At 41.9% G+C, this 20,319-nt stretch carries 23 protein-coding genes and 1 tRNA gene; 3 read left to right on the top strand and 21 right to left on the bottom strand.

Going from position 1 to position 20,319, the window contains the following annotated elements:
* The first annotated feature begins 135 nt into the window (after positions 1–135).
* Positions 136–206, top strand: a tRNA-Cys gene (locus D7D53_RS07535).
* Positions 207–505: 299 nt separating this feature from the next.
* Here D7D53_RS07535 and D7D53_RS07545 read toward each other — a convergent pair.
* The 12 genes from D7D53_RS07545 to D7D53_RS07605 form a co-directional block, all read right to left on the bottom strand.
* The gene (locus tag D7D53_RS07545; protein ID WP_042750034.1) at positions 506–1,837 is read right to left on the bottom strand and encodes a hemolysin family protein; all 1,332 of its coding nucleotides are present in this window, start codon (positions 1,835–1,837) and stop codon (positions 506–508) included.
* Between the two features lie 267 nt (positions 1,838–2,104).
* Positions 2,105–2,929: a DNA-entry nuclease EndA gene (gene endA / locus D7D53_RS07550; RefSeq protein ID WP_120770609.1), complete on the bottom strand. Its 825-nt coding sequence runs from the start codon at positions 2,927–2,929 to the stop codon at positions 2,105–2,107.
* Positions 2,930–2,967: 38 nt separating this feature from the next.
* Positions 2,968–3,156, bottom strand: coding sequence for a DNA-directed RNA polymerase subunit beta (locus D7D53_RS07555; RefSeq protein ID WP_004241151.1), 189 nt, complete (start codon positions 3,154–3,156; stop codon positions 2,968–2,970).
* Positions 3,149–4,432, bottom strand: a complete 1,284-nt coding sequence (gene murA, locus D7D53_RS07560) for a UDP-N-acetylglucosamine 1-carboxyvinyltransferase (RefSeq protein WP_120770610.1) — start codon at positions 4,430–4,432, stop codon at positions 3,149–3,151. Before murA ends, D7D53_RS07555 begins: the two co-directional genes overlap by 8 nt.
* A gap of 11 nt (positions 4,433–4,443) precedes the next feature.
* Positions 4,444–5,487, bottom strand: a complete 1,044-nt coding sequence (locus tag D7D53_RS07565; protein WP_004260556.1) for an acyltransferase family protein — start codon at positions 5,485–5,487, stop codon at positions 4,444–4,446.
* A gap of 61 nt (positions 5,488–5,548) precedes the next feature.
* A complete protein-coding gene (locus tag D7D53_RS07570; RefSeq protein ID WP_004260552.1) occupies positions 5,549–5,779 on the bottom strand; it encodes a DUF1146 family protein in 231 nt (76 codons plus the stop codon).
* Positions 5,780–5,836: 57 nt separating this feature from the next.
* Positions 5,837–6,874 (bottom strand): SepM family pheromone-processing serine protease, encoded by a 1,038-nt coding sequence (locus D7D53_RS07575; RefSeq protein ID WP_120770611.1) that lies wholly within the window; start codon positions 6,872–6,874, stop codon positions 5,837–5,839.
* The gene (gene coaD, locus D7D53_RS07580; RefSeq protein WP_120770612.1) at positions 6,858–7,346 is read right to left on the bottom strand and encodes a pantetheine-phosphate adenylyltransferase; all 489 of its coding nucleotides are present in this window, start codon (positions 7,344–7,346) and stop codon (positions 6,858–6,860) included. Before coaD ends, D7D53_RS07575 begins: the two co-directional genes overlap by 17 nt.
* Positions 7,336–7,875: a 16S rRNA (guanine(966)-N(2))-methyltransferase RsmD gene (gene rsmD / locus D7D53_RS07585; RefSeq protein ID WP_120770613.1), complete on the bottom strand. Its 540-nt coding sequence runs from the start codon at positions 7,873–7,875 to the stop codon at positions 7,336–7,338. Before rsmD ends, coaD begins: the two co-directional genes overlap by 11 nt.
* Before the next feature lie 64 nt (positions 7,876–7,939).
* The gene (asnA, locus tag D7D53_RS07590) at positions 7,940–8,932 is read right to left on the bottom strand and encodes an aspartate--ammonia ligase (protein WP_049551838.1); all 993 of its coding nucleotides are present in this window, start codon (positions 8,930–8,932) and stop codon (positions 7,940–7,942) included.
* Positions 8,933–9,043: 111 nt separating this feature from the next.
* The gene (locus tag D7D53_RS07600) at positions 9,044–9,727 is read right to left on the bottom strand and encodes a Bax inhibitor-1/YccA family protein (RefSeq protein WP_120770614.1); all 684 of its coding nucleotides are present in this window, start codon (positions 9,725–9,727) and stop codon (positions 9,044–9,046) included.
* 54 nt (positions 9,728–9,781) lie between these two features.
* Complete coding sequence (locus D7D53_RS07605; protein ID WP_120770615.1) at positions 9,782–10,522, bottom strand: TrmH family RNA methyltransferase; 741 nt, start codon at positions 10,520–10,522, stop codon at positions 9,782–9,784.
* Positions 10,523–10,555: 33 nt separating this feature from the next.
* Between D7D53_RS07605 and D7D53_RS07610 the strand changes: the two genes are divergently transcribed.
* Both D7D53_RS07610 and yidC read left to right on the top strand, forming a co-directional pair.
* Positions 10,556–10,834 carry an acylphosphatase gene (locus tag D7D53_RS07610; RefSeq protein ID WP_033681252.1) on the top strand — a complete coding sequence of 93 codons (279 nt, stop codon included), beginning with the start codon at positions 10,556–10,558 and terminating at the stop codon, positions 10,832–10,834.
* Between the two features lie 77 nt (positions 10,835–10,911).
* On the top strand, positions 10,912–11,838 hold the full coding sequence (gene yidC / locus D7D53_RS07615) for a membrane protein insertase YidC (RefSeq protein ID WP_020901995.1): 927 nt from the start codon (positions 10,912–10,914) through the stop codon (positions 11,836–11,838).
* 74 nt (positions 11,839–11,912) lie between these two features.
* On the opposite strand, the gene pflA is transcribed toward yidC, so the two are convergent.
* From pflA to rsmA, 9 genes are all read right to left on the bottom strand, one after another.
* Positions 11,913–12,707: a pyruvate formate-lyase-activating protein gene (pflA, locus tag D7D53_RS07620; RefSeq protein ID WP_001288288.1), complete on the bottom strand. Its 795-nt coding sequence runs from the start codon at positions 12,705–12,707 to the stop codon at positions 11,913–11,915.
* 125 nt (positions 12,708–12,832) lie between these two features.
* On the bottom strand, positions 12,833–14,083 hold the full coding sequence (locus tag D7D53_RS07625; protein WP_120770616.1) for a diaminopimelate decarboxylase: 1,251 nt from the start codon (positions 14,081–14,083) through the stop codon (positions 12,833–12,835).
* A gap of 66 nt (positions 14,084–14,149) precedes the next feature.
* Positions 14,150–14,977, bottom strand: a complete 828-nt coding sequence (purR, locus tag D7D53_RS07630; protein WP_120770617.1) for a pur operon repressor — start codon at positions 14,975–14,977, stop codon at positions 14,150–14,152.
* A gap of 105 nt (positions 14,978–15,082) precedes the next feature.
* A complete protein-coding gene (locus D7D53_RS07635; protein WP_020903082.1) occupies positions 15,083–16,024 on the bottom strand; it encodes a 3'-5' exoribonuclease YhaM family protein in 942 nt (313 codons plus the stop codon).
* Positions 16,014–17,270: a DNA recombination protein RmuC gene (locus D7D53_RS07640; protein ID WP_000444776.1), complete on the bottom strand. Its 1,257-nt coding sequence runs from the start codon at positions 17,268–17,270 to the stop codon at positions 16,014–16,016. The genes D7D53_RS07635 and D7D53_RS07640 overlap by 11 nt, the downstream gene beginning before the upstream one ends.
* 1 nt (position 17,271) lies before the next feature.
* Positions 17,272–17,934: a thiamine diphosphokinase gene (locus tag D7D53_RS07645; RefSeq protein ID WP_031237001.1), complete on the bottom strand. Its 663-nt coding sequence runs from the start codon at positions 17,932–17,934 to the stop codon at positions 17,272–17,274.
* Entirely contained in the window at positions 17,897–18,553 is a 657-nt protein-coding gene (rpe, locus tag D7D53_RS07650) for a ribulose-phosphate 3-epimerase (RefSeq protein WP_023947063.1), read from the bottom strand. Before rpe ends, D7D53_RS07645 begins: the two co-directional genes overlap by 38 nt.
* A gap of 10 nt (positions 18,554–18,563) precedes the next feature.
* Positions 18,564–19,442, bottom strand: coding sequence for a ribosome small subunit-dependent GTPase A (rsgA, locus tag D7D53_RS07655; RefSeq protein WP_120770618.1), 879 nt, complete (start codon positions 19,440–19,442; stop codon positions 18,564–18,566).
* Between the two features lies 1 nt (position 19,443).
* Positions 19,444–20,316: a 16S rRNA (adenine(1518)-N(6)/adenine(1519)-N(6))-dimethyltransferase RsmA gene (gene rsmA, locus D7D53_RS07660; protein ID WP_120770619.1), complete on the bottom strand. Its 873-nt coding sequence runs from the start codon at positions 20,314–20,316 to the stop codon at positions 19,444–19,446.
* Positions 20,317–20,319: the final 3 nt, after the last annotated feature.

Below are 20,319 nucleotides of genomic sequence, written 5' to 3' on the forward strand. Positions count from 1 at the left end.
ATAGGTTATCATCAATTATATCATAGATTTCAAGAAAAGTAAACGAATTTTCAGAATATTTAGGCTTATTGACACAAAAAAACTAAAAAAGCTATTGACTGAAAACCATTTTCAAGGTATAATAATAAACGTTAAGGCGGTATAGCCAAGTGGTAAGGCACGGCTCTGCAAAAGCTTGATCGTCGGTTCAAATCCGTCTACCGCCTTCTATAACTTGATTTTTCAAGTTTCATTTAAACAGAAAGCCCAGTTTAAAGGGCTTTTTTTATTTTCTTCGGATAAATACATATAACTTACAAAAACTTTTGGGGTGAATTTGGGGCAAACTTCTTTTTAGGAGACAATCTTTTGATACTCAATGAAAATCAAAGAGCAAACTAGGAAACTAGCCACAGGCTGTACTTGCGTACGGCAAGGCGACGTTGACGCGGTTTGAATTTGATTTTCGAAGAGTATGAAATCAACTGAAAAAGCTTCGTCACACCTGGTGACAAAAGCCTCTAGTTTACTCTGTTTCTTCTTCTATTTCGACTTCGGTAATTTGGACTTTTACCTTGGTAACACGTCCATTTTTCACTTTATCATTGGTTAGGATAAGCTGTTTGTTTTGGCTGACTAATTCATAACTGAGTTTCTCAGTCGTTGGAATGGTCCCAACTCCTGTCAAATAGTAACCAGCGATGGTATCAACGTCATCACTTTCCAGTTCAACATCAAAGTAGTCATTAAAATCATTGAGATTCATGGTACCTTGAACAATATAAGTATCTTCTCCAATTTTATGAACTTCGATTTCAGCCTTATCTGTTTCGTCATCGATTTCGCCAACGATTTCCTCTAAGAGGTCTTCTAGGGTCACCAAACCAGCCATCCCACCGTATTCATCCAGCAAGATTGCCATTTGTCTTTGGGTATTGCGCAGTTCTTTTAACAAGTCATCCACAAAAATAGTTTCAGGAACAAAAAGTGGATCTTGTAAGATTTTCTTCCAAACAATATTGTCAAAACCGTCCACAAAGCCCGCATTAAGGAGACTCTTGGTGTGAATGATTCCAATCACATTGTCCTTATCCCCATCATAGACAGGGATACGAGAATAATTTTGTTTTAAAATACTTTGGATGATGGTTTGACTATCATCCTGAATATCGACCATAAAGGCATCCGTTCGAGGAACCATGACTTCTCTGGCCATTAATTCGTCCAGTGAAAAAATTCCTTGTAACATTTCAATTTCGTCAGCATCTAGTGTTTCTTCACTATTTGTCAGCATGTATTCAATTTCATCACGGGTCATTTTTTCATCAGCATCGTCAAAGGTCATAGGAGTCAAGCGACTCAAGAGATTGGTAGATGCAGACAAGAGCCAAACAAAGGGACTAACTAGTTTCCCCAGCCCAATGATAACTGGCGCTGTACGAATCGCCAAGGCATCCTTTAGATTAAGAGCGATTCTCTTAGGATACAATTCCCCAAAAACGATGGAAATATAAGTCAAAAATGCTAAAGATAGAAAACTTGCAACGGCATAAGCTGTTTCGCCATTTCCAAGCCAAGATGCAATTTCTCGTCCCAGAGTTTCTGCCAAACTCGCCCCTGATAAGATCGTAATCAGAGTAATCCCTACTTGAATGGTTGATAAAAAGTGGTTAGGATTTTCTAGTACCTTCAGCAGACGGATATAGCGTCTATCTCCTTCTTCTGCCTTTTGTTCAACCCGCGCACGGTTAAGTGAAACCATGGCCATTTCTGTGGCTGAGAAAAAGGCATTTAACACCGTCAAGATAAACAATAAAACAAATTGTAGCAACAAATTCTGACTACTTGGGTCTTCCATAGTTCTTCTCCTAAAATAGTATCTTATCCTTTATTATATCACAAAATATAGTCCAGTACATATTATTTTTTCTCATACTCTTCGAAAATCTCTTTAAACCACGTCAGCTTCATCTGCAACCTCAAAGCTGTGCTTAAGCAAGCTGCGGCTAGCTTCCTAGTTTGCACTTTAATTTTCATTGAGTAACAGTATCTATTGTAGCCCGGCTTAAACTAGTAAGAAAGAACTCCTATATCCACAAGTGACATAGGAGTTTATTTTTGTATTTTACTGAGTAACAGTCACTTCTCCAGTTCGGTAATCCAGTTGAAGCCCCTTTTGAACATTGGGAACTAGAACATTAAATTCCAATTCTCCGTCTGAAGACTTGGCTTCAATCTGTGAAGCTGAAGGAACTAAATCCTCATTTGTAGCGTAATAAAGGGTTACACGGTAACGGACACGCTTATTTTTATCCAAGGCCTTGCGTACCATGCTTTCATAGTAGTTTTGACCAGTCGAATCCTCGGCCTGCGCCTGATTTGCCCAAGCTGTTTGAACAGCAATGTTTTTAGGATTGCTTGTCGAGGCATCAAAACCATCCAAGCCACCAATTAAGGCATAGCCTAACAAGTGACCTCTATCGACCGCATGGGTATAAGAACCCTTTAGATTCTTAACCTGATGCCAGCCTGGTGGAGTCCAAGAAGTCGAACCATTCCCAGTTTCTTCACGATTCTTGTACTGACGAGTAGCCTTAGACAAGAGGGCATTAGCTACAGTTGGCACTGTTTCCTTGCCCACTGTCTTTGTTTTATTATCAGCGTAGGGCTTACTTGAAACCTTGGCATCTAGATTTGTTTTATTACCATTGACGATAAAAGCACCTGAGCCATTCCACTCAAGACTCCCTTTTATTTGGCTTTTGACTGCATCTGTTAAGACACTCTCTGCCAATGCTTGACTAGGAGCTTCAGACGCTTGTTTTTTCTGACTAACCTTTGTTTTAGGACTATTAGCTGTCGACTGCATCTGCTTGATATAATAGCTTCCCGCAGATAAAAGTAATAACACTAGCAGGCCGATCAGTGTCTGTCTTGTTTTTTTATCCATTTTTCTCCTTATCTCTAGAAAAAGACTGGTTCTCCAGCCTAATTTCCTGTAAATTTATGAATCAATTCCTGCCATTTTGCTGGAGACAGGATAGCCCATGGATCTTGACCCTTGCCCAAGATTCCATAACCTACCATTAAACCGATTCCTAGGGCTAGAGCACCTAAAAACAGCACCAAAATGACTAAAAGTAAACGCTTGATTACATAGCTTGATTTCTTATTCATCTTCATCACTTGCCTCAATCCGTTGAATCTTAGCACCTAGCTGCGCCAACTTCTCATGGAAACGGTAGTAACCTCTATCCAAGTGAACCAATTTACCAACTACAGTTTCTCCTTGTGCTACCAAACCTGTCAAAATCAAGGCTGCGCTGGCACGAAGGTCAGTTGAAAGAACTTCTGCCCCCTGCAAAGGTTGACCACCAACAATACGAGCTGTATCACGGATAATCTCAGAGTGCAAGCCCATGCGACGCATTTCTTCTAGATGTTGGAAACGATTTTCGAAAACTGTCTCCACCATAGTTGACTCCCCTTTTGCGACGGTCATCAAGGCTGTAAATTGAGCCTGCATATCTGTTGGAAATCCTGGGTGAGGCAAGGTTTTCACATGAACAGCTTTTAGATTTTCTAGTTGAGAGCGAACTCGAATCCCTTCAGTCTCCTCTGTCACTTCCACTCCCATTTCAAGCAACTTGGCAATCAAGGGACGGTTATGCTCCCAGACAGCGTCTTTAATCAAGACATCACCACCAGTCATGGCAGCAGCTACCATAAAGGTTCCTGCTTCGATACGGTCTTGGACTACATTGTGAGTCGTACCATGAAGTTTCTCAACACCGGTAATGGTAATGGTCTCTGTACCAGCACCCTTAACCTTAGCTCCCATTTCATTGAGGAGAATGGCTAGGTCAACAATCTCAGGCTCACGCGCAGCATTTTCAATCACTGTCACCCCATCAGCTAGAGTCGCTGCCATCATCAAGTTCTGCGTAGCACCAACACTTGGGAAGTCCATGTAAATATGAGCTCCATGTAAGCGATCAGCCTTGGCTTCGATATAACCAGCTGTCTGACTAATCTTAGCCCCCATAGCTTCTAGACCTTTCAAATGAAGATCAATAGGTCGGCTACCAATCGTACAACCACCTGGCATGGATACCTTAGCATGACCCACACGGGCAAGAATTGGCCCCAAGACAACGATGGAGGCACGCATCTTGCTGACATACTTGTAAGGAGCTTCCTCAGTGATATCTCCCGTTGCATCCACCTCAATAAGATGGGCTTCTTCATTAAAATCCACCTTGGCATTCAAACCACGAACCACCTGATTCATAGTGAAAACATCTGACAAGATAGGAACGTTCTGCAAGACGGTCTTTCCTTCACTTGCTAGAATAGTCGCTGCCAACAAAGGCAAGACTGCATTCTTTGCTCCTTCGATCGTAACACTTCCTACCAGACGATTATCGCCACCTTGAACCACAATTTTTTCCATACTTATTTCCTTTACTCTTGATTTTGTAATAGACTTACTTTTTGAATAAACCTATTAACTAATTTGTTAATAATCCAAGCCAAAATCAGACTTATCATCAATACAAAAAATGTAAATAACACATCATTTACTCTGGATGACACAAATATTTTTTCTAGAATAGAGATTACTAATCCATGTATCATATATAATTCAAACGATATACTACCTAGTAAAATCAAATACATATTTGAAAAATTTATTTTTTTCAGAAAAACAATAATAAAGTAGATTGTAAAAATAATATTATCTAAATTAGCAGCTAACGCATAACTATAACTATCTTCTAAATGCACATACCTCAACAAAATATCGTATTGATGTGAAATAAAGAGTAACACAGTTACTAAAACAAGTATGATAAAATAATGTCTATCTAAAACTCCATCAATTTTCTCTTTATTTTTAGCCCATATTAAGCCAATAATGAAGGGAAAAACACTATTATACCACCAAAAACCGTAACCTAATTTTATAGCTAAACAGATATAACCAATTATGAATACTGTATTGATAACAATAGAAATAAACTTATTTTTGAAAAACTTAAATGATATATAAAAAAATATATACATTAAAATTATAATATCGACAAACCAACCATTATAAATAATTGTACTTCCTTTTTTAAATAAATTAGCAAAAAAATCTAAATCCATTAATTGACCGTTTACGAATCTGTAAAACATATAAATCAAAGATATAGAAAAAAATGGAACTAGAATTTTAGAAAGTCTCTTAACTAAAAAATTATCTAGGTAGTTTTTCTTATTTTCGTTCTGAAAATACAATCCATAGGCTGATAAAAAGAAGAAAATAGAAACGATATAAGTTCCCATATAGGAAAAATTAGAAAATTCATCACCAGATGTAACCCATTGTGACAAATGATGAAATATTATTCCTATAGCTAGAAATCCTCTAAGCCCTGATGTAGATTTAGCATTTAGATAATCCTTATTTTGAGGTAACAAATAAATTAATAGCGTTATCAATAATAAGATTATAATATCCATGAATTCTATTTCTCCCTATAAGTTTAATAATATCTTGAAAGTAATTTCTTAAACACGCAAATTATAATAATCCTCTAAGCGCTTCTTGCCACAACTGATATAGGCTGATAAAGAAAGAACTCATGATATAGCCCATGACAATGCTGAAAAAGGCTACTAGTAAACGAACTTTTCCTGTATTCTCAGTTGTCACTTTTAAAACCTTTTCCCATCTAACAAGATTCTTTAAAAGGTAAAAACTCACATAAATAAAGAGCATGTGACTGCTTAGAGTGAATAATAATTGAACCATTTGACTATTATACCATCTTCTCTGTTTGTGCGCTAGTTTGGAAACTTCACTCAAAAACTAGGGATTGTTTTTCAAGTAATCAATTGCATCTTGTAGGGTTTTAACTGGCACGATTTTCATATCTGTCTTGATTGTTTTAGCTGCTTCTAGGGCTGTTTGGTAGTTGTTTTTCGCATCAGGATGTGCTTTTTGTTCTTCTTCGCTAACAGGGTTATCTGGAGCAAAGAAAATAGCAGCACCTTCTCTAGCCGAAGCTACAACTTTCTTATCAATACCTCCAATGTCCCCCACATTCCCATCGCGGTCAATGGTTCCTGTACCGGCAACGATACGGCCATTTCGAAGGCCAGGGTCAGATATCTGGGTATAGATGGCCAGACTAAACATGAGACCAGCACTTGGTCCGCCGATACCGGCTGTTGAAAAGCGAATTGGGACATCACTGGTCACTTCTGTACGGTCAATCAAGCCAATTCCAATTCCATTTTTGCCATTTTCCAAGGTAATAATCTTACCTTCTGCAGACTTGGTTTGCCCATCCTCTTCATAGGTCACCTTGACGGAGTCCCCTAGTTTTTGAGAATTGACGTAATCAATCAAGTCTTTGGAACTGTCGAATGTCTGATCATTGACTGCTGTGACCGTATCAGAGATGTTGAGAATCCCTTTAAAGGTCGAATTATCCGTCACAGTCAAAACATAAACCCCAAGATATTTTAGTTCAATATCCTTACCAGCTGTTTTTAGCCCTTGATACTTGGCCATATTTTGCGATGTTTGCATGTAGAATTGATTGATCCGCATAAATTCAACATCAGAAGAGCCACCTGTAGTCTCTTGGGCACTACGAATATCTGTAAAAGGCGTCAACCAAGCATAAATCATATGGGCTAAAGTAGCGTGCTGGACACCAACCGTAACGAATTGATAGGCCCCAGCTTCCTTATCTTCTGTGTCATTTACTTTAAGGACTTGGCGAATATCTTCCGAACCACCTGGAACTTCTATATAGTAGGGCAAGGGCACTACAAATGCCAAGAAAGTCGCTATCAAGGCCGCAATGACGTATAAGGGCCATCTAATCTTTTTTTTCATTTCTTATTTCCTCCAAAATACTCTCAGGAACATAGCAGGCAACATCCTGACCAAACTTCAGCAGCTCTCGAACACCGGATGAACTGATATAGAGATGTTCCGGTCGGCTATGCAAATATATGGTCTCTAAATCAGGAGACAGTTGATGGTTGTAGTAATCAAAACTGGCTTCATATTGCAAATCCGTTGCATTTCTCAACCCCCGCACTAGACAGGTAGCCCCCAGTCTTTTTGCGACATCAACTACCAATTCATCATAAGAAGACACGACTGCAACATTTTCCAAATGTCCCAAAGCCTTTTCTAAACCCCGTTTACGATTTTCGATAGGGAGAAATCCTTGTTTGTGGGGATTAAAAAAAATACCGACATAGAGCTTGTCAAAAAGTCTACTCGCCCGTTCAATGATATCCAGATGCCCATTTGTCATCGGATCAAACGAGCCTGTGAATAAGCCAATCTTATCTGACATAGACTGTCACCTTACTAATTCCATAAATCTTTTCCTTCCAGATACCCAGGCAGGCAATTTCTTCTGGAAGTTCAACGGCTTTATCCGTCTCACACACGACCATGACATCTTCAGAAAAAAGGTCTCTCTCAGCCATTTTTTCAATATCTGCTACGATTTGTTCCTTGGCATAAGGAGGGTCTAAGAAAATGAGGTCAAATTCCCCAGATACCTGTTCCAATGCCCTTTCTGCATCCATCTTGAGGAGTTGAAATTTTTCAACTTCCTTGGTCATCTGAATATTTTCAGCCACGATAGCCTGAGCCTTACGGTCACGCTCCACCAAAACAGCACTGGACATGCCACGTGAGACTGACTCGATAGATAAACCACCACTACCTGCATAAAGGTCCAAGACTCGTCCCCCTTCAAAGTAGGGACCAATCATGTTAAAAATGGCGCCCCTAACCTTATCCGAAGTAGGTCTTGTCGTCTTGCCTTCTAGTGTCTTGAGGGGACGTCCCCCATAGATTCCTGATACGATTTTCATACCGTTTATTATACCAAATTATGAGCGAAAAGAGAAAGAAAACCGAACCTTGCGGTTCGATTCTCTACAAAATATTTTCGTAAGTATCGCGGACTTCCTGAGGCCAAACACTTGTTTGCACCTCTCCGATGTGTTTCTTGCGAAGTAGGAACATAGCCATTCGAGATTGTCCAATTCCTCCACCGATTGTCAATGGGAATAGGCCGTTCAACAAAGCCTTGTGCCATTCCAATTCCAAGCGGTCTTCATCACCTGTGATGGCAACCTGACGGCGAAGCGTTTCTTCATCTACACGGATTCCCATAGAAGACAATTCAAAGGCTCCACCTAAAGACTCATTCCAGACAAGAATATCGCCATTCAGACCCTTGTAGCCATTCTCAGACTCACTTGTCCAGTCATCGTAGTCTGGTGCACGTCCATCATGCGGTTTACCATCTGGCAACTCGCCACCGATACCAATCAAAAAGACGGCACCAAATTCTTTACAGATAGCATTTTCACGTTCTTTCGGTGTCAAGTCTGGGTAGCGTTCTACCAACTCTTCCGTATGGATGAAAGTGATTTGTTTTGGCAAGACAGACTCGATATCATAGCGGGCTTCTACTGCTAGCTCAGTCAGGCGAATAGCCTTGTAAATCTTCTCAACTGTTTCTTTTAGATAAGCGATATTGCGTTTACCATTTGGGATAACCTTCTCCCAGTCCCACTGGTCAACATAAACAGAGTGGGTCGCATCCAACGAATCTTCGTCTGGACGAAGGGCCTTCATGTGGACAAAAAGACCTTCACCTTCACCGAAACCAAAACGAGCCAAGGTATGGCGTTTCCATTTAGCAAGGGAGTGCACCACTTCATAAGTAGCATCAGGGATTTGGAGAACTTTGACCGATACGGCATTCTCCACACCTGATAAATTATCCTGCATCCCGTCACCAACCCTACTCAAGATAGGACCTTGAACTTCGACAACTTCTAGTTTATCTTTCAAGTACTGGGTAAAAGTGTTTTTGACAAAGGAAATTTCTTCTTGTTGATGGATAAAACTTTTCTTCATAAACTACTCCTCAAAAAATTAATTAAAAGCATTATACACCTATTTCCAAGAAAAGAAAAGAGCAAATATAAAAAAATCAGTGCTCCTTCGAACACTGATGTTAGGGACCTTCTAGTCATTGCGACCAAAGATACGTAGAATACTTAGGAAAAGATTGATAAAATCAAGATAGATACTGAGAGCCATTGACACAACCCAACCTGTCGCTACACGACCTTGTGATTGCTCATAGGCATAGCGAATCCTTTGGTTGTCCCAAGCAATCAGCCCAGAGAAGACCAAGACCATGGCTACGCTAATCATATAATCAAAGAAACCACTAGCCAAGAAAATATTGACTACCATAGCAATCAGCAAACCGATAAGGGCAGCCATCATAGCACGACCAAGTCCACTCAAATCTTTTTTAGTGAACATACCAACTGCCGCCATGACAAAGAAGAGAAGGGCGCTCGATACAAAGGCAGATAAAACTGTACCTGGAGTATAGAAGGCCACCACAAAACTGAGGGTAAAGCCGTTTAATACTGAGTAAAGTAAAAATACTGGAAGAGCTGCTGGACTATTTCTTGAAGCCATACTACTGGCAACGAAAACCAAGGCCAACTCCGCAAAAGTAGCAATGGTCAACCAGAGACGTCCCTGCATCAAAAAGTAAACCAACTGAGATTGAAAGACCGTCAACATAAGACCTGATACTAAAGCGGATAATCCAATCCCCAGACCAACAAAGGCATAAACCTTAGCGTAAAATTGATTGAGACCTGCGCGGTCATGAATAATAGTGTGATTCATCTTTTCTCCTTTTCTATGAACCTCTTTCCTTGATTATAACAAAGAAAGTTAAAATTAGCTTAAATGGAAAATTAAAATACCAGCTGCAACGGCAACATTCAAACTCTCCGCCTGCCCCTTCATACTAATATGGACCAATTGATCTGCACTTTCAGCCATGAGGGGACTAATTCCTTGACCCTCATTTCCCATGACTAGTACAAAATTTTCTATAGGGGACAGTTCTCTGTAATCAACAGAATCTTTAGATAGGGTTGTTGCCAACACTGGGATACCTGCCTCTTTAGCTTCCTCAAGCAGTGCTTGACTAGCCATACGATAAATGGGCAGATGGAAATGACTGCCTTGCATGGAACGCAATGTCTTGAGACTATAGATATCTGCCGATTTATCTGAAACAATCACGCCAGTAAAACCTGCTGCATCCGCAGTCCGAATGATCGTTCCCACATTACCAGGATCTTGCACATCTTCCAAAAACAAGAACTTGCCCTGACTAAAATCAACTTGTCCTACTTCTTCTTTTTGAACCACCGCAACAATTCCCTGTGGAGTCTGAGAATCCGCCAAATCTAGCAAAATATCCTCTGAAACCCAGACAGTTTGCGGAAACGAGGCTAACTGATCTCGGTAATTTTCTAGGGCAAAGATTTTCTCAATCGTCACTCCAGCTTGAACAGCTTCTTCAAACAAGTGCCAACCTTCAATCAAATAGGCAGACTTGCGGTATTTTTTTTTGTGTAATTTCTTGGCATTTTTTACCACAGAATTGGCTTTTGAGGTTATAATAGTCATAGAAATATTATAACACAATCAAAGGGGTTTGGTATGCAAAAGGTTAGAATGATCGCCCAAGGTAGGGTGCAGGGAGTCGGCTTTCGTTGGGGTGTTTACAGCTTGGCACTTGAAATTGGTGGCATCACAGGTCGAGTCTGGAATAATGACGACGGCACAGTGGAAATTTTAGCCCAAGCAGACTCATCTACTATCATGGCAAAATTTATCCAAGAAATCCGAAAAGGACCCACACCTTTTTCAAAAGTCAGCTACTTAGATGTCAAACTAAGTAACTTTCCTCCTTACCCTGACTTTAAAATCGCAAATTAGGTCTCTAGAACTATTGTATATTTTGTAAAAAAACAGTAGAATAGAAAGGTATAATTTTTAAAGAAGGAATAAAAACAGTGAAATCTATTAAACGTTTTGCACTCTCAGCTATGGGAGTGGCTATGTTGCTAGTCTTGACTGGCTGTGTTAGAGTCGATAAAGCCACAGGAAAGCCAATAGGATTTATTTGGAATACGATTGGAGCGCCTATGGCTGAAGCTATCAAGTACTTCGCTACTGATCAAGGTCTAGGCTTTGGTGTCGCTATCATCATCGTAACCATTATCGTGCGCTTGATTATCTTGCCACTTGGTATCTACCAATCATGGAAGGCAACGCTTCACTCTGAAAAGATGAACGCCCTCAAGCACGTCCTTGAGCCACACCAAACACGTCTCAAGGAAGCGACTACTCAAGAAGAAAAACTCGAAGCCCAACAAGCTCTCTTTGCCGCTCAAAAAGAACACGGCATCAGCATGTTTGGTGGTGTAGGATGTTTCCCTATCCTCCTTCAAATGCCTTTCTTCTCAGCTATCTACTTTGCTGCCCAACATACTGAAGGGGTTGCTCAAGCAAGCTACCTAGGCATTCCTCTAGGTTCTCCAAGTATGATTTTGGTTGCCTGCGCAGGTGTCCTTTACTATCTTCAATCGCTCCTTTCACTTCACGGAGTAGAAGACGAAACGCAAAGAGAACAAATCAAGAAAATGGCTTACGTGAGCCCAATCACGATTGTTGTCTTCTCCCTCATTTCACCAGCCAGTGTCACACTTTACTGGGTTGTCGGTGGTTTCATGATGATTCTCCAACAGTTTATCGTCAACTATATCGTTCGTCCAAAACTTCGCAAAAAAGTCCGTGAAGAACTGGCAAAGAACCCACCAAAAGCAAGTACTTTCTCTACACCAAGTGGACGAAAAGACGTTACCCCTGGACAACCAACTGCTATCACAAGCAAGAAAAAACATAAAAATCGCAACGCTGGAAAACAACGTTCGAGATAAGAAGAAAAAGGCTTAGCTGATTTGCTAAGTCTTTTTGCAAGTCAAAAGCCCGATGTTTCCATCAGGCTTCTTTTTTATCCATGTACACGTTTCATATAGTCTTGATAACTTTCGGTATCCATGAGTTTTTTAGCGTTCTTGACGCGGTCTGCTGTTGGTGGTTTAACCCCTTCGAGCGAATAAGGAATTCCCAATTCACGCCATTTGAACTCACCCATGGTATGATATGGTAGAATTTCAAACTTATCCACATTTTTGAGAGTCTTGACGAACTTACCAAGTTCAATCAAGTCATCATCTCTGTCTGTCAAACCTGGAACTAGCACGTGGCGAATCCAGACAGGTTTCCCGATATCTGATAGATACTGGGCACAGGCCAAGATATTTTTATTAGTTTGGCTAGTGACAATCTTGTGCTGTTCTTCGTTAATTTCCTTGATATCCAAGAGAACCAAATCAGTGACAGCCATGAGTTTGTCAAACTTCTCAAGGTAACGTGGTTTATTACGGAATGGAAGGGCACAGGTATCCAAGGTACAGTGGATTCCTTGTTCCTTTGCCTTGGTGAAGAGGGCAATCAGGAAATCAATCTGCAAGAGTGCTTCTCCTCCACTGACTGTAATCCCACCCTTATTTCCCCAGAAACCGCGGTAGCGCAAGGCTTCTGTCAAGACATCATCTACCGTCCGTTCACGTGATTTATTGGACTCCATAGCCCAAGTGTCCGGGTTGTGGCAATACTGGCAACGCATGTGACAGCCCTGCAAAAAGACAATAAAGCGAATACCAGGCCCATCTACTGACCCAAAGCTTTCTGTCGAATGCACCATTCCTGTCACTTGTCCATAATCAATTGTTTCTTCAGACATATCGTTACCTTCCTTGAAAACGTTTTATAGTTTTATTATATCACGACTTGAAGGAAAAACAAGATTTTTGCCTATTTTTTAGAAAGCAATCTGTTTTTCAATTTCATTTTCAATTACTTATCATTTTACTCTTCAAAATCAAAACCATACAAGGTTGCAAAATAGTCCTCAGGGCGCTCTGCACGGCGGATTTGGCGGGCTTTACCTTCTTCAGTATAAAGGATTTCCGCAGAACGAAGTTTGGCATTATACTGGTAGCCCATTGAAAAACCGTGGGCACCTGTATCATGAATTACCAGCAAATCACCGATTTCTGTATGAGGCAGTTCGCGATTCACTGCAAATTTATCATTGTTTTCACAGAGTGAACCAACCACATCTACTACTTCAGCTGGTCCTTCTGGATGGGTCACGTTAGTAATATGGTGATAGGCTCCATACATGGCTGGACGCATAAGGTTGACTGCTGATGCATCCACACCTAGATAGGTACGGTAAGTTTTCTTCTTATGAGTGACTCTTGTGACCAAAGCACCGTGAGGTGCCAACATAAAACGACCCAATTCGGTGAAAATCTTAACCTGACCAAGACCTGCTGGCGTAAGAACCTCTTCATACACCTTACGAACTCCCTCACCAATCAAGGCGATATCATTTGGCTCCTGGTCTGGACGATAGTTGACACCAATACCGCCAGAAAGATTGATAAAGTCTAGCGAAATGCCCAACTTTTCCTTGATTTCAACAGCCAATTCAAAAAGCTGACGAGCCAACTCTGGATAATAGAGATGGGTAACAGTATTAGACGCTAGGAAGGAGTGAATTCCAAAAGTCTTGGCTCCTTTTTCCTTCAAGATGGCAAAAGCTTCAAAGAGCTGGTCCTTGGTCATACCAAACTTGGCTTCTCCAGGATTGTCCATAATGTCTGTCCCCAGTTCAAAAACGCCTCCAGGATTGTAACGACAAGAAATAATTTCTGGAATGCCTGCTGCACGCTCCAGATGTTCAATATCTTCAAAGGCATCCAAGTTAATAGTCGCACCCAATTCACGCGCATAGGCGTATTCCTTATCTGGCGTGTTGTTTGAAGAGAACATAATCTCAGAACCAGGAAAATTCAGTTTATGACTCATCAAAAGCTCTACATAACTAGAGCAATCCACGCCACAGCCTTCCTCTTGAAGAATTTTCAAGATAGCTGGGGTTGGAGTAGCCTTAACTGCAAAATATTCCTTAAAGCCCTTGTTCCACGAAAATGCTTGGTTGACGGCTCTTGCCTTCTCACGAATCCCCTTCTCATCATACAAGTGAAAGGGAGTCGGGAACTCGGCAACAATCGCTTCTAACTCTTCTCTATTGATAAATGGTGTTTTCATAAGCTTCTTTCTATTCTATTTGCAAAGAAAGGCTGGGACAATCGTTCCAACCTTTAGTTCTATCTCTTATTTATCTTCGTCAAAGATATTACCAACCTCAACATCGATGGCTTGGTTCTTGACATCAATATTGGTTACCTTCAAGAGTGACTTGTAGTCAAACTGCTTTTCACGTTCTTCTTGAGCATTGTCCGCAAAGACCGCTACACCTGCCAGTTCTGAGTCGAACTCGCGCAAAAGACTAATCATCCCATTGACAGTTCCGCCGCCTTTCAAGAAGTCATCCACAATCAAGACACGGCTGCCTGCCTTGAGACTACGTTTTGAAAGGAACATTTTCTCAATACGGTCACCACTTGAACCTGAAACATAGTTGACGCTGACAGTTGAACCTTCGGTAATTTTCAGGTCACGGCGCACAATGACAAAAGGAACATTGAGGACATTGGCAACTGCATTTGCAAGTGGAACACCCTTGGTCGCTACGGTCATAACCGCATCAATTTTTTGGTCCATAAAGCTCTTGGCAATAATACGACCAATATTTTTCAAGATGGCTGGTGTGCTAAGCAAATCAGACAGGTAGATGTAACCACCTGGCAAGATACGGTCACTTTCTGACAACTTGTCACGCAAGTCCTCAACCATTTCCTTGGCATCATGGCTTGAGATTGATGGTGTGAAGATGACACCTCCACCAGCACCAGTTACTGTCTGGATATGACCAATTTCGATTTCCTCAAAGGCACGTTTGATAATGACGATATCTTCTGAGATAGATGATTTAGCAGATTCATACTTTTCAGCAAAAGTATTAAGACTAGTTAGTTTATAAGGATTATTAATCAAATAGTTGGAAATGACAACCATCCGATCACTTCTTCTTAATTTCATTTCTATTTCCCACTTCATTTAATTTTGATATTTTATCTATTATACCATATTCACATAAAAAAACGAACATTCTTATCCTAAAAAATGCTCATTTTTCTTAAATTATTAATCTAAATCTGGTTTATAGAAGGAACGATTGTCCATAGCGAAGATTTTATTGGTCATCTCTCCTTTATCCACCAAAGCCAGAGCTGTTGACATCATCATCATGCTTGCATCCAGATTATCAATCATATGGATAATCTCTGCTTCCATAATGCGTGGACGGACTGGACTTCCATACTCAAGCAAGCCGTGGTGACTAAGGATGACGTGACGAAGCAGAACGACTTCTTCCTTGGTATCATCGATACCGAGTTCCATAACTGTTTTAGTAATTTCGCTATCAATCAAAGCAATATGCCCAAGGAGATTGCCTCGCACTGTATACTCGGTCTGGTCTGGTCCCGTCAACTCAATGACCTTAGCCAAGTCATGCAGCATAATCCCCGCATAGAGCAGGCTCTTATTGAGCTGAGGATAAACTTCGCTAATAGCATCTGCCAAACGCACCATGGTTGCAGTGTGGAAAGCCAAACCCGTTTCAAAGGCATGGTGGTTGGTCTTGGCTGCTGGATAGGAGTAAAATTCCTTATCATACTTGGTGTAGAGATTTCGGACAATCCGTTGCCAGACAGGATTTTCTATTTTAAAAATCATTTGCGACATATAGTCACGGATTTCCTTGACATCAACTGGCGACTTGACCTTGAAATCAGCTGGATCATTGGGTTCACCAGGCTGAGGCAGGCGGAGGGTAATTTGATTGACTTGAGGGGTATTGTTATAAACTTCTCGGCGTCCTTTCATGTGGACAACCTTACCTGCGGTAAAGGCCTCAACGTTATGAGGTTGGGCATCCCAGAGTTTCCCTTCAATCTCGCCACTATCATCTTGAAAGGTAAAAGCTAGGTAATTTTTCCCAGCTCGAGTTTGCCTCAGGTCAGCTGACTTGATTAGGTAAAAGCCTTCAAATAGCTCATCTTTTTTCATGTGACTAATCTTCATATTCTTCCTCATCTTCTTGGAAATGGAGTAGATCAAGCGCAGGCTCACCTTCTGACAACTCAATGTGACGGAGCGTCCGCTCGATAGCTGTGGTACGACGGTTTAATAGTTCATCAATATTGCCAGAGGCATGTTGGAGGTGTTTTTGTGCCTTGACCAGAATGCCACCAAACTTGCCAAACTCGGTCTTAACACTAGCAAGAGTCTTACTAATATGGTCAGCACTCTTTTGGATATTAAGGGTTTTGAAACCAACTGATAGGGAATTGAGAAGAGCTGATAGGGTACTTGGACCTGCGACAATAATCTGCTCTTCCCGTCTCAAGTCATCAAAGAAGACCGGATTGCGGACGATTTCTGAGTAGAGACCTTCTGTCGGAACAAACAAAACTCCAAAATTGGTAGTCCGAGGCGGTGCTATGTACTTGCTCTTGATATCCTTGGCAAAGCGTTTGACGCTGGCTAGGAGCGACTTACGACAGCGTTCGATCTCGTCCTTGTCACCCGCTTCATAGGCTTCTTCTAAGCGGTAATAATCTGCCAGTGGAAACTTGGAGTCAATCGGTAAGTAGACATATTCCTGGTCACCCTGTCCAGGCAACTTGATGGCATACTCCACTCGTTCACTAGAGTTTTCAACCGTTGCGTATTCTCGTTCGTACTGGGCAGGTGTCATGATGTCTTCGATGATTTGCCCCAGTTGCAATTCTCCCAGAATCCCTCGCGTTTTGGTTCCAGAGAGAACCTTGTTGAGGGCTCCGACATCGCGGGCAACTGTCTGCATTTCTCCAAGACCACGATTGACAGACTCCAGTTGTTTGGAAACTGTCTCGAAGGAGGCTTGTAAGCGTGTCTGCAAGGTCTTTTCTAGTTTTTCCTCGACTGTCTGGCGCATTTGTTCCAAACGTTGCTCATTTGATTCCTGCAGGGCTTGGAGACGTTGGTCAGTCTTATCCCTGGTTTGGAGGAGATTCTCCGTCATTTCTTGACGGACCTGAGTTAAGCCTTGGTGCAACTCGATTCGCACTTCTTGCAAACGGTCACTGACAGCCACTTCCAAATCTTTTTGGTCCAACTGACTGGCTTGTCGGGCTTGTTCAAAGCGGTAGTCCAACTGGTCTGACAAGTGATCTGCCTGATCCTCCAAGCTCTTGCTTAGGTGTTTCTCCTGCTTATCCTGCCTTTGCCAAATCAGAAAGAGGCCAGCAAGGTTGGCAATCAATAATAGAACAAGTAAACTTTCCATCCTACCTCCTGTCCTTGCTATGCAGCACGACTACATAGCCATCTGGGCAAGTCACCGACACTTCCCTATCTATATATTCGTTAGAAGCGTACACTTTTTTAAAGAAAAAATTTTCCTCAGTCAACTCATACTTAGCACCGAGAATAGTCAGCTGGCTATCCCGAACTGGCATAAAGGCTAGATAGTCATAGTCTAAACGAGGTTCTAACTGACTGGTCCCTTCTGGACAATAGGCAATCAAATTTTGCCCATCTTCAATCGCTATCTGGCGCATATAGGGAGCCAACTTAGGATTGCTAGGTAGAAAGACGTTAGCTAGCATATGATCAATACGACCACCCAAAGCACCGAAAATAGTGACCGCAGCCTGAGGATTTTGCTCAAAGATGGTTAAGAGAGCCAGTTCCAAATCTGTATCATCTTTTTCTGGTCGGGCTTGGACAAAATGCTGGGCACGTTTTTGAATCACCTGTCGCTCTTCTTCCGTCACAGAATCAAAATCTCCGACTGCTAGAGCAAGAGGCAAATCTTCTTCCAAGACCCAGAGAGAACCTCGATCCACACCGACAAATCTATCAAAGTCCGTCCGGTAATGACCGCGGTCTCCGCCAGCAAAAACAGCAACCCTAGTCCAGTTGTTTTCTGAGAGTTTGTACTCGCTCATTGACTTCTCCCTTAAAGACATAGGAACCTGCTACAAAAACAGTCGCACCAGCTTCTTTGGCCAGAGCAATAGTTTGGTCATCAATCCCGCCATCCACTTCGATTTCAAAGTTCAAGCCTTTTTCCTTACGAAGTGCAACCAACTCACGAACCTTATCCATGGTTTCTGGCAGAAAGGCTTGCCCACCAAAACCTGGATTAACCGTCATGACTAAAACTTGGTCAACTAGATGAAGGACGTGCTTGATAGCTTCAACAGGCGTACCAGGATTGATGACAACTGATGGCTTGACACCGAGTGAACGAATTTTTTGGAGGGCACCATGAATATGGGGTGTTGCTTCCACATGGATGCTGATGATATCCGCTCCCGCACGCGCAAAGTCTTCTAAATGATGCTCAGGATTAGCTACCATCAAGTGGCAGTCAAAGACCATCTTGCTATGAGGGCGAAGAGCTTCGACCACACCTGCACCAAAACTGATTTGTGGCACAAAGTGCCCATCCATGATATCGATATGGGCATATTCTGCCCCAGTTGCTTCTAGGCGTTTGATTTCACGTTCAAAGTTGGCATAATCTGCTGCCAGAATTGACGGAGCAATCTTGTATTGAGACATAGGTTTCTCCTTATTTTGGAATTTTTTTGCTGACTTTTTTATAGGTTTCTCTGCGATTTTCAATCTCACTGAGGAATTGCAGGTAGTTGTCAAAACGGAAGGTGGCAATGGCACCCTCTTCTACTGCCGGCTTCACTGCACAGGACGGCTCATGGGTATGGGTACAAGTGCGGAATTTGCAGTTTCGGCTGACACTAGCAATCTCTGGAAAGGCCTGATTGAGGTCTTCCGCCGTTGATACTTCATAATCCAATGATGAAAAACCTGGTGTGTCTGCGATTTTACCTCCATTGAGATTATAAAAACTAACTGCTCGAGTAGTGTGGCGCCCGCGACCCAGACTGTCTGAAATTTCTCCTGTTTCAAGATTGAGGTCTGGTGCGATTTTATTGAGAAGTGTTGACTTCCCAACACCTGTCTGCCCCATAAAGACCGTAACCTTGCCTGTCAATAAAGGCAGGAGTTCCTCTTTACTGGTCACAAAGTCATAGCCGATATCACCATAGGTCTGTTGGTAAAAATCCAGTTCCCCTCTATCTTCCAGTAGGTCCATTTTGGAAATATAAACGATAGGATGGATGCCCTTGTGCTCCAAAAGAACTAAGAAACGATCCAACAAATTGCTGTTAAAATCAGGTTCTTTGGCAGACATGATTACCACAGCTTGGTCAATATTGACAATAGGCGGACGGACCAGACTGTTTTTCCGTTCATGAATCTTGAGGATATAGCCTTCTGAATTTTCCTCGGCAGAAAAATCGACCCAATCCCCAACATAGGGTGTGTGCCCTTTTTTACGAAAATTTCCACGCGCCCGTGTCTGATAAACCTGGCCATCACTCTCTACATAGTAGAAGCCTGCCAAGGCTTTAATAATTTGTCCTTGCATTTTAGAGTCCTTGCCCTTTAAGCGCGTCTGCTAGACTGGCAAATTCTGCCAAGCTGAGAGCTTCCCCACGCACACTTGGTGACAAGCCTGCTTGGTCCAAAGCCTTGGTCAGTTTGTCCTTGACCTCTTCAGTCTTGCCAAAGTAACCTATCAAGTTATTCCACAAGGTCTTGCGGCGATGGGTGAAACTTGCCTTGGAAACCTTAAAGAAGAAGTTCTCGTCTTCCACTGCTACAGCTGGTTCTGGACGGCGCACCATTTTCAAAATAGCTGAGTCCACATTTGGCGCTGGCACAAAGACCGTACGAGGCACGATGAAGGCAACCTTGGCAGTCATATAGTACTGAACCGCAATCGACAAGCTACCATAAGCCTTGGTATTTGGTTGAGCCGAGATACGGTCTGCCACTTCTTTTTGCATCATGACCACAAACTCACTAAAAGGAATGCCACTCTCGATCAAGTGCATGAGAATAGGCGTCGTGATGTAATAAGGCAAGTTAGCCACTACCTTGATTGGCAGGTCAGGATTTTTAAAATTCTGGATATGTTGCGCCAAATCAACCTTAAGAATGTCCTCGTTGACTACGGTCACATTGTCAAAATCACGCAGGGTATCTGCCAAAATTGGTACCAAACGATGGTCAATCTCAAAAGCCATGACTTGAGCCGCACGCTCAGCCAAAAATTCCGTCAAGGCACCAATCCCTGGCCCGATTTCGATGACATTGACCTGATCATCAATCTCAGCTGTATCCACGATTTTTTGAAGGATATTGGTATCCGTCAAGAAATTTTGCCCAAAGGACTTTTTAAAGGTAAAGCCGTGACGCTCCAGCACTGCCTTGGTCACGCTATAATCTGCAATTCTCATCTA

Source organism: Streptococcus gwangjuense (assembly GCF_003627155.1).
GTDB lineage: Bacteria > Bacillota > Bacilli > Lactobacillales > Streptococcaceae > Streptococcus > Streptococcus gwangjuensis.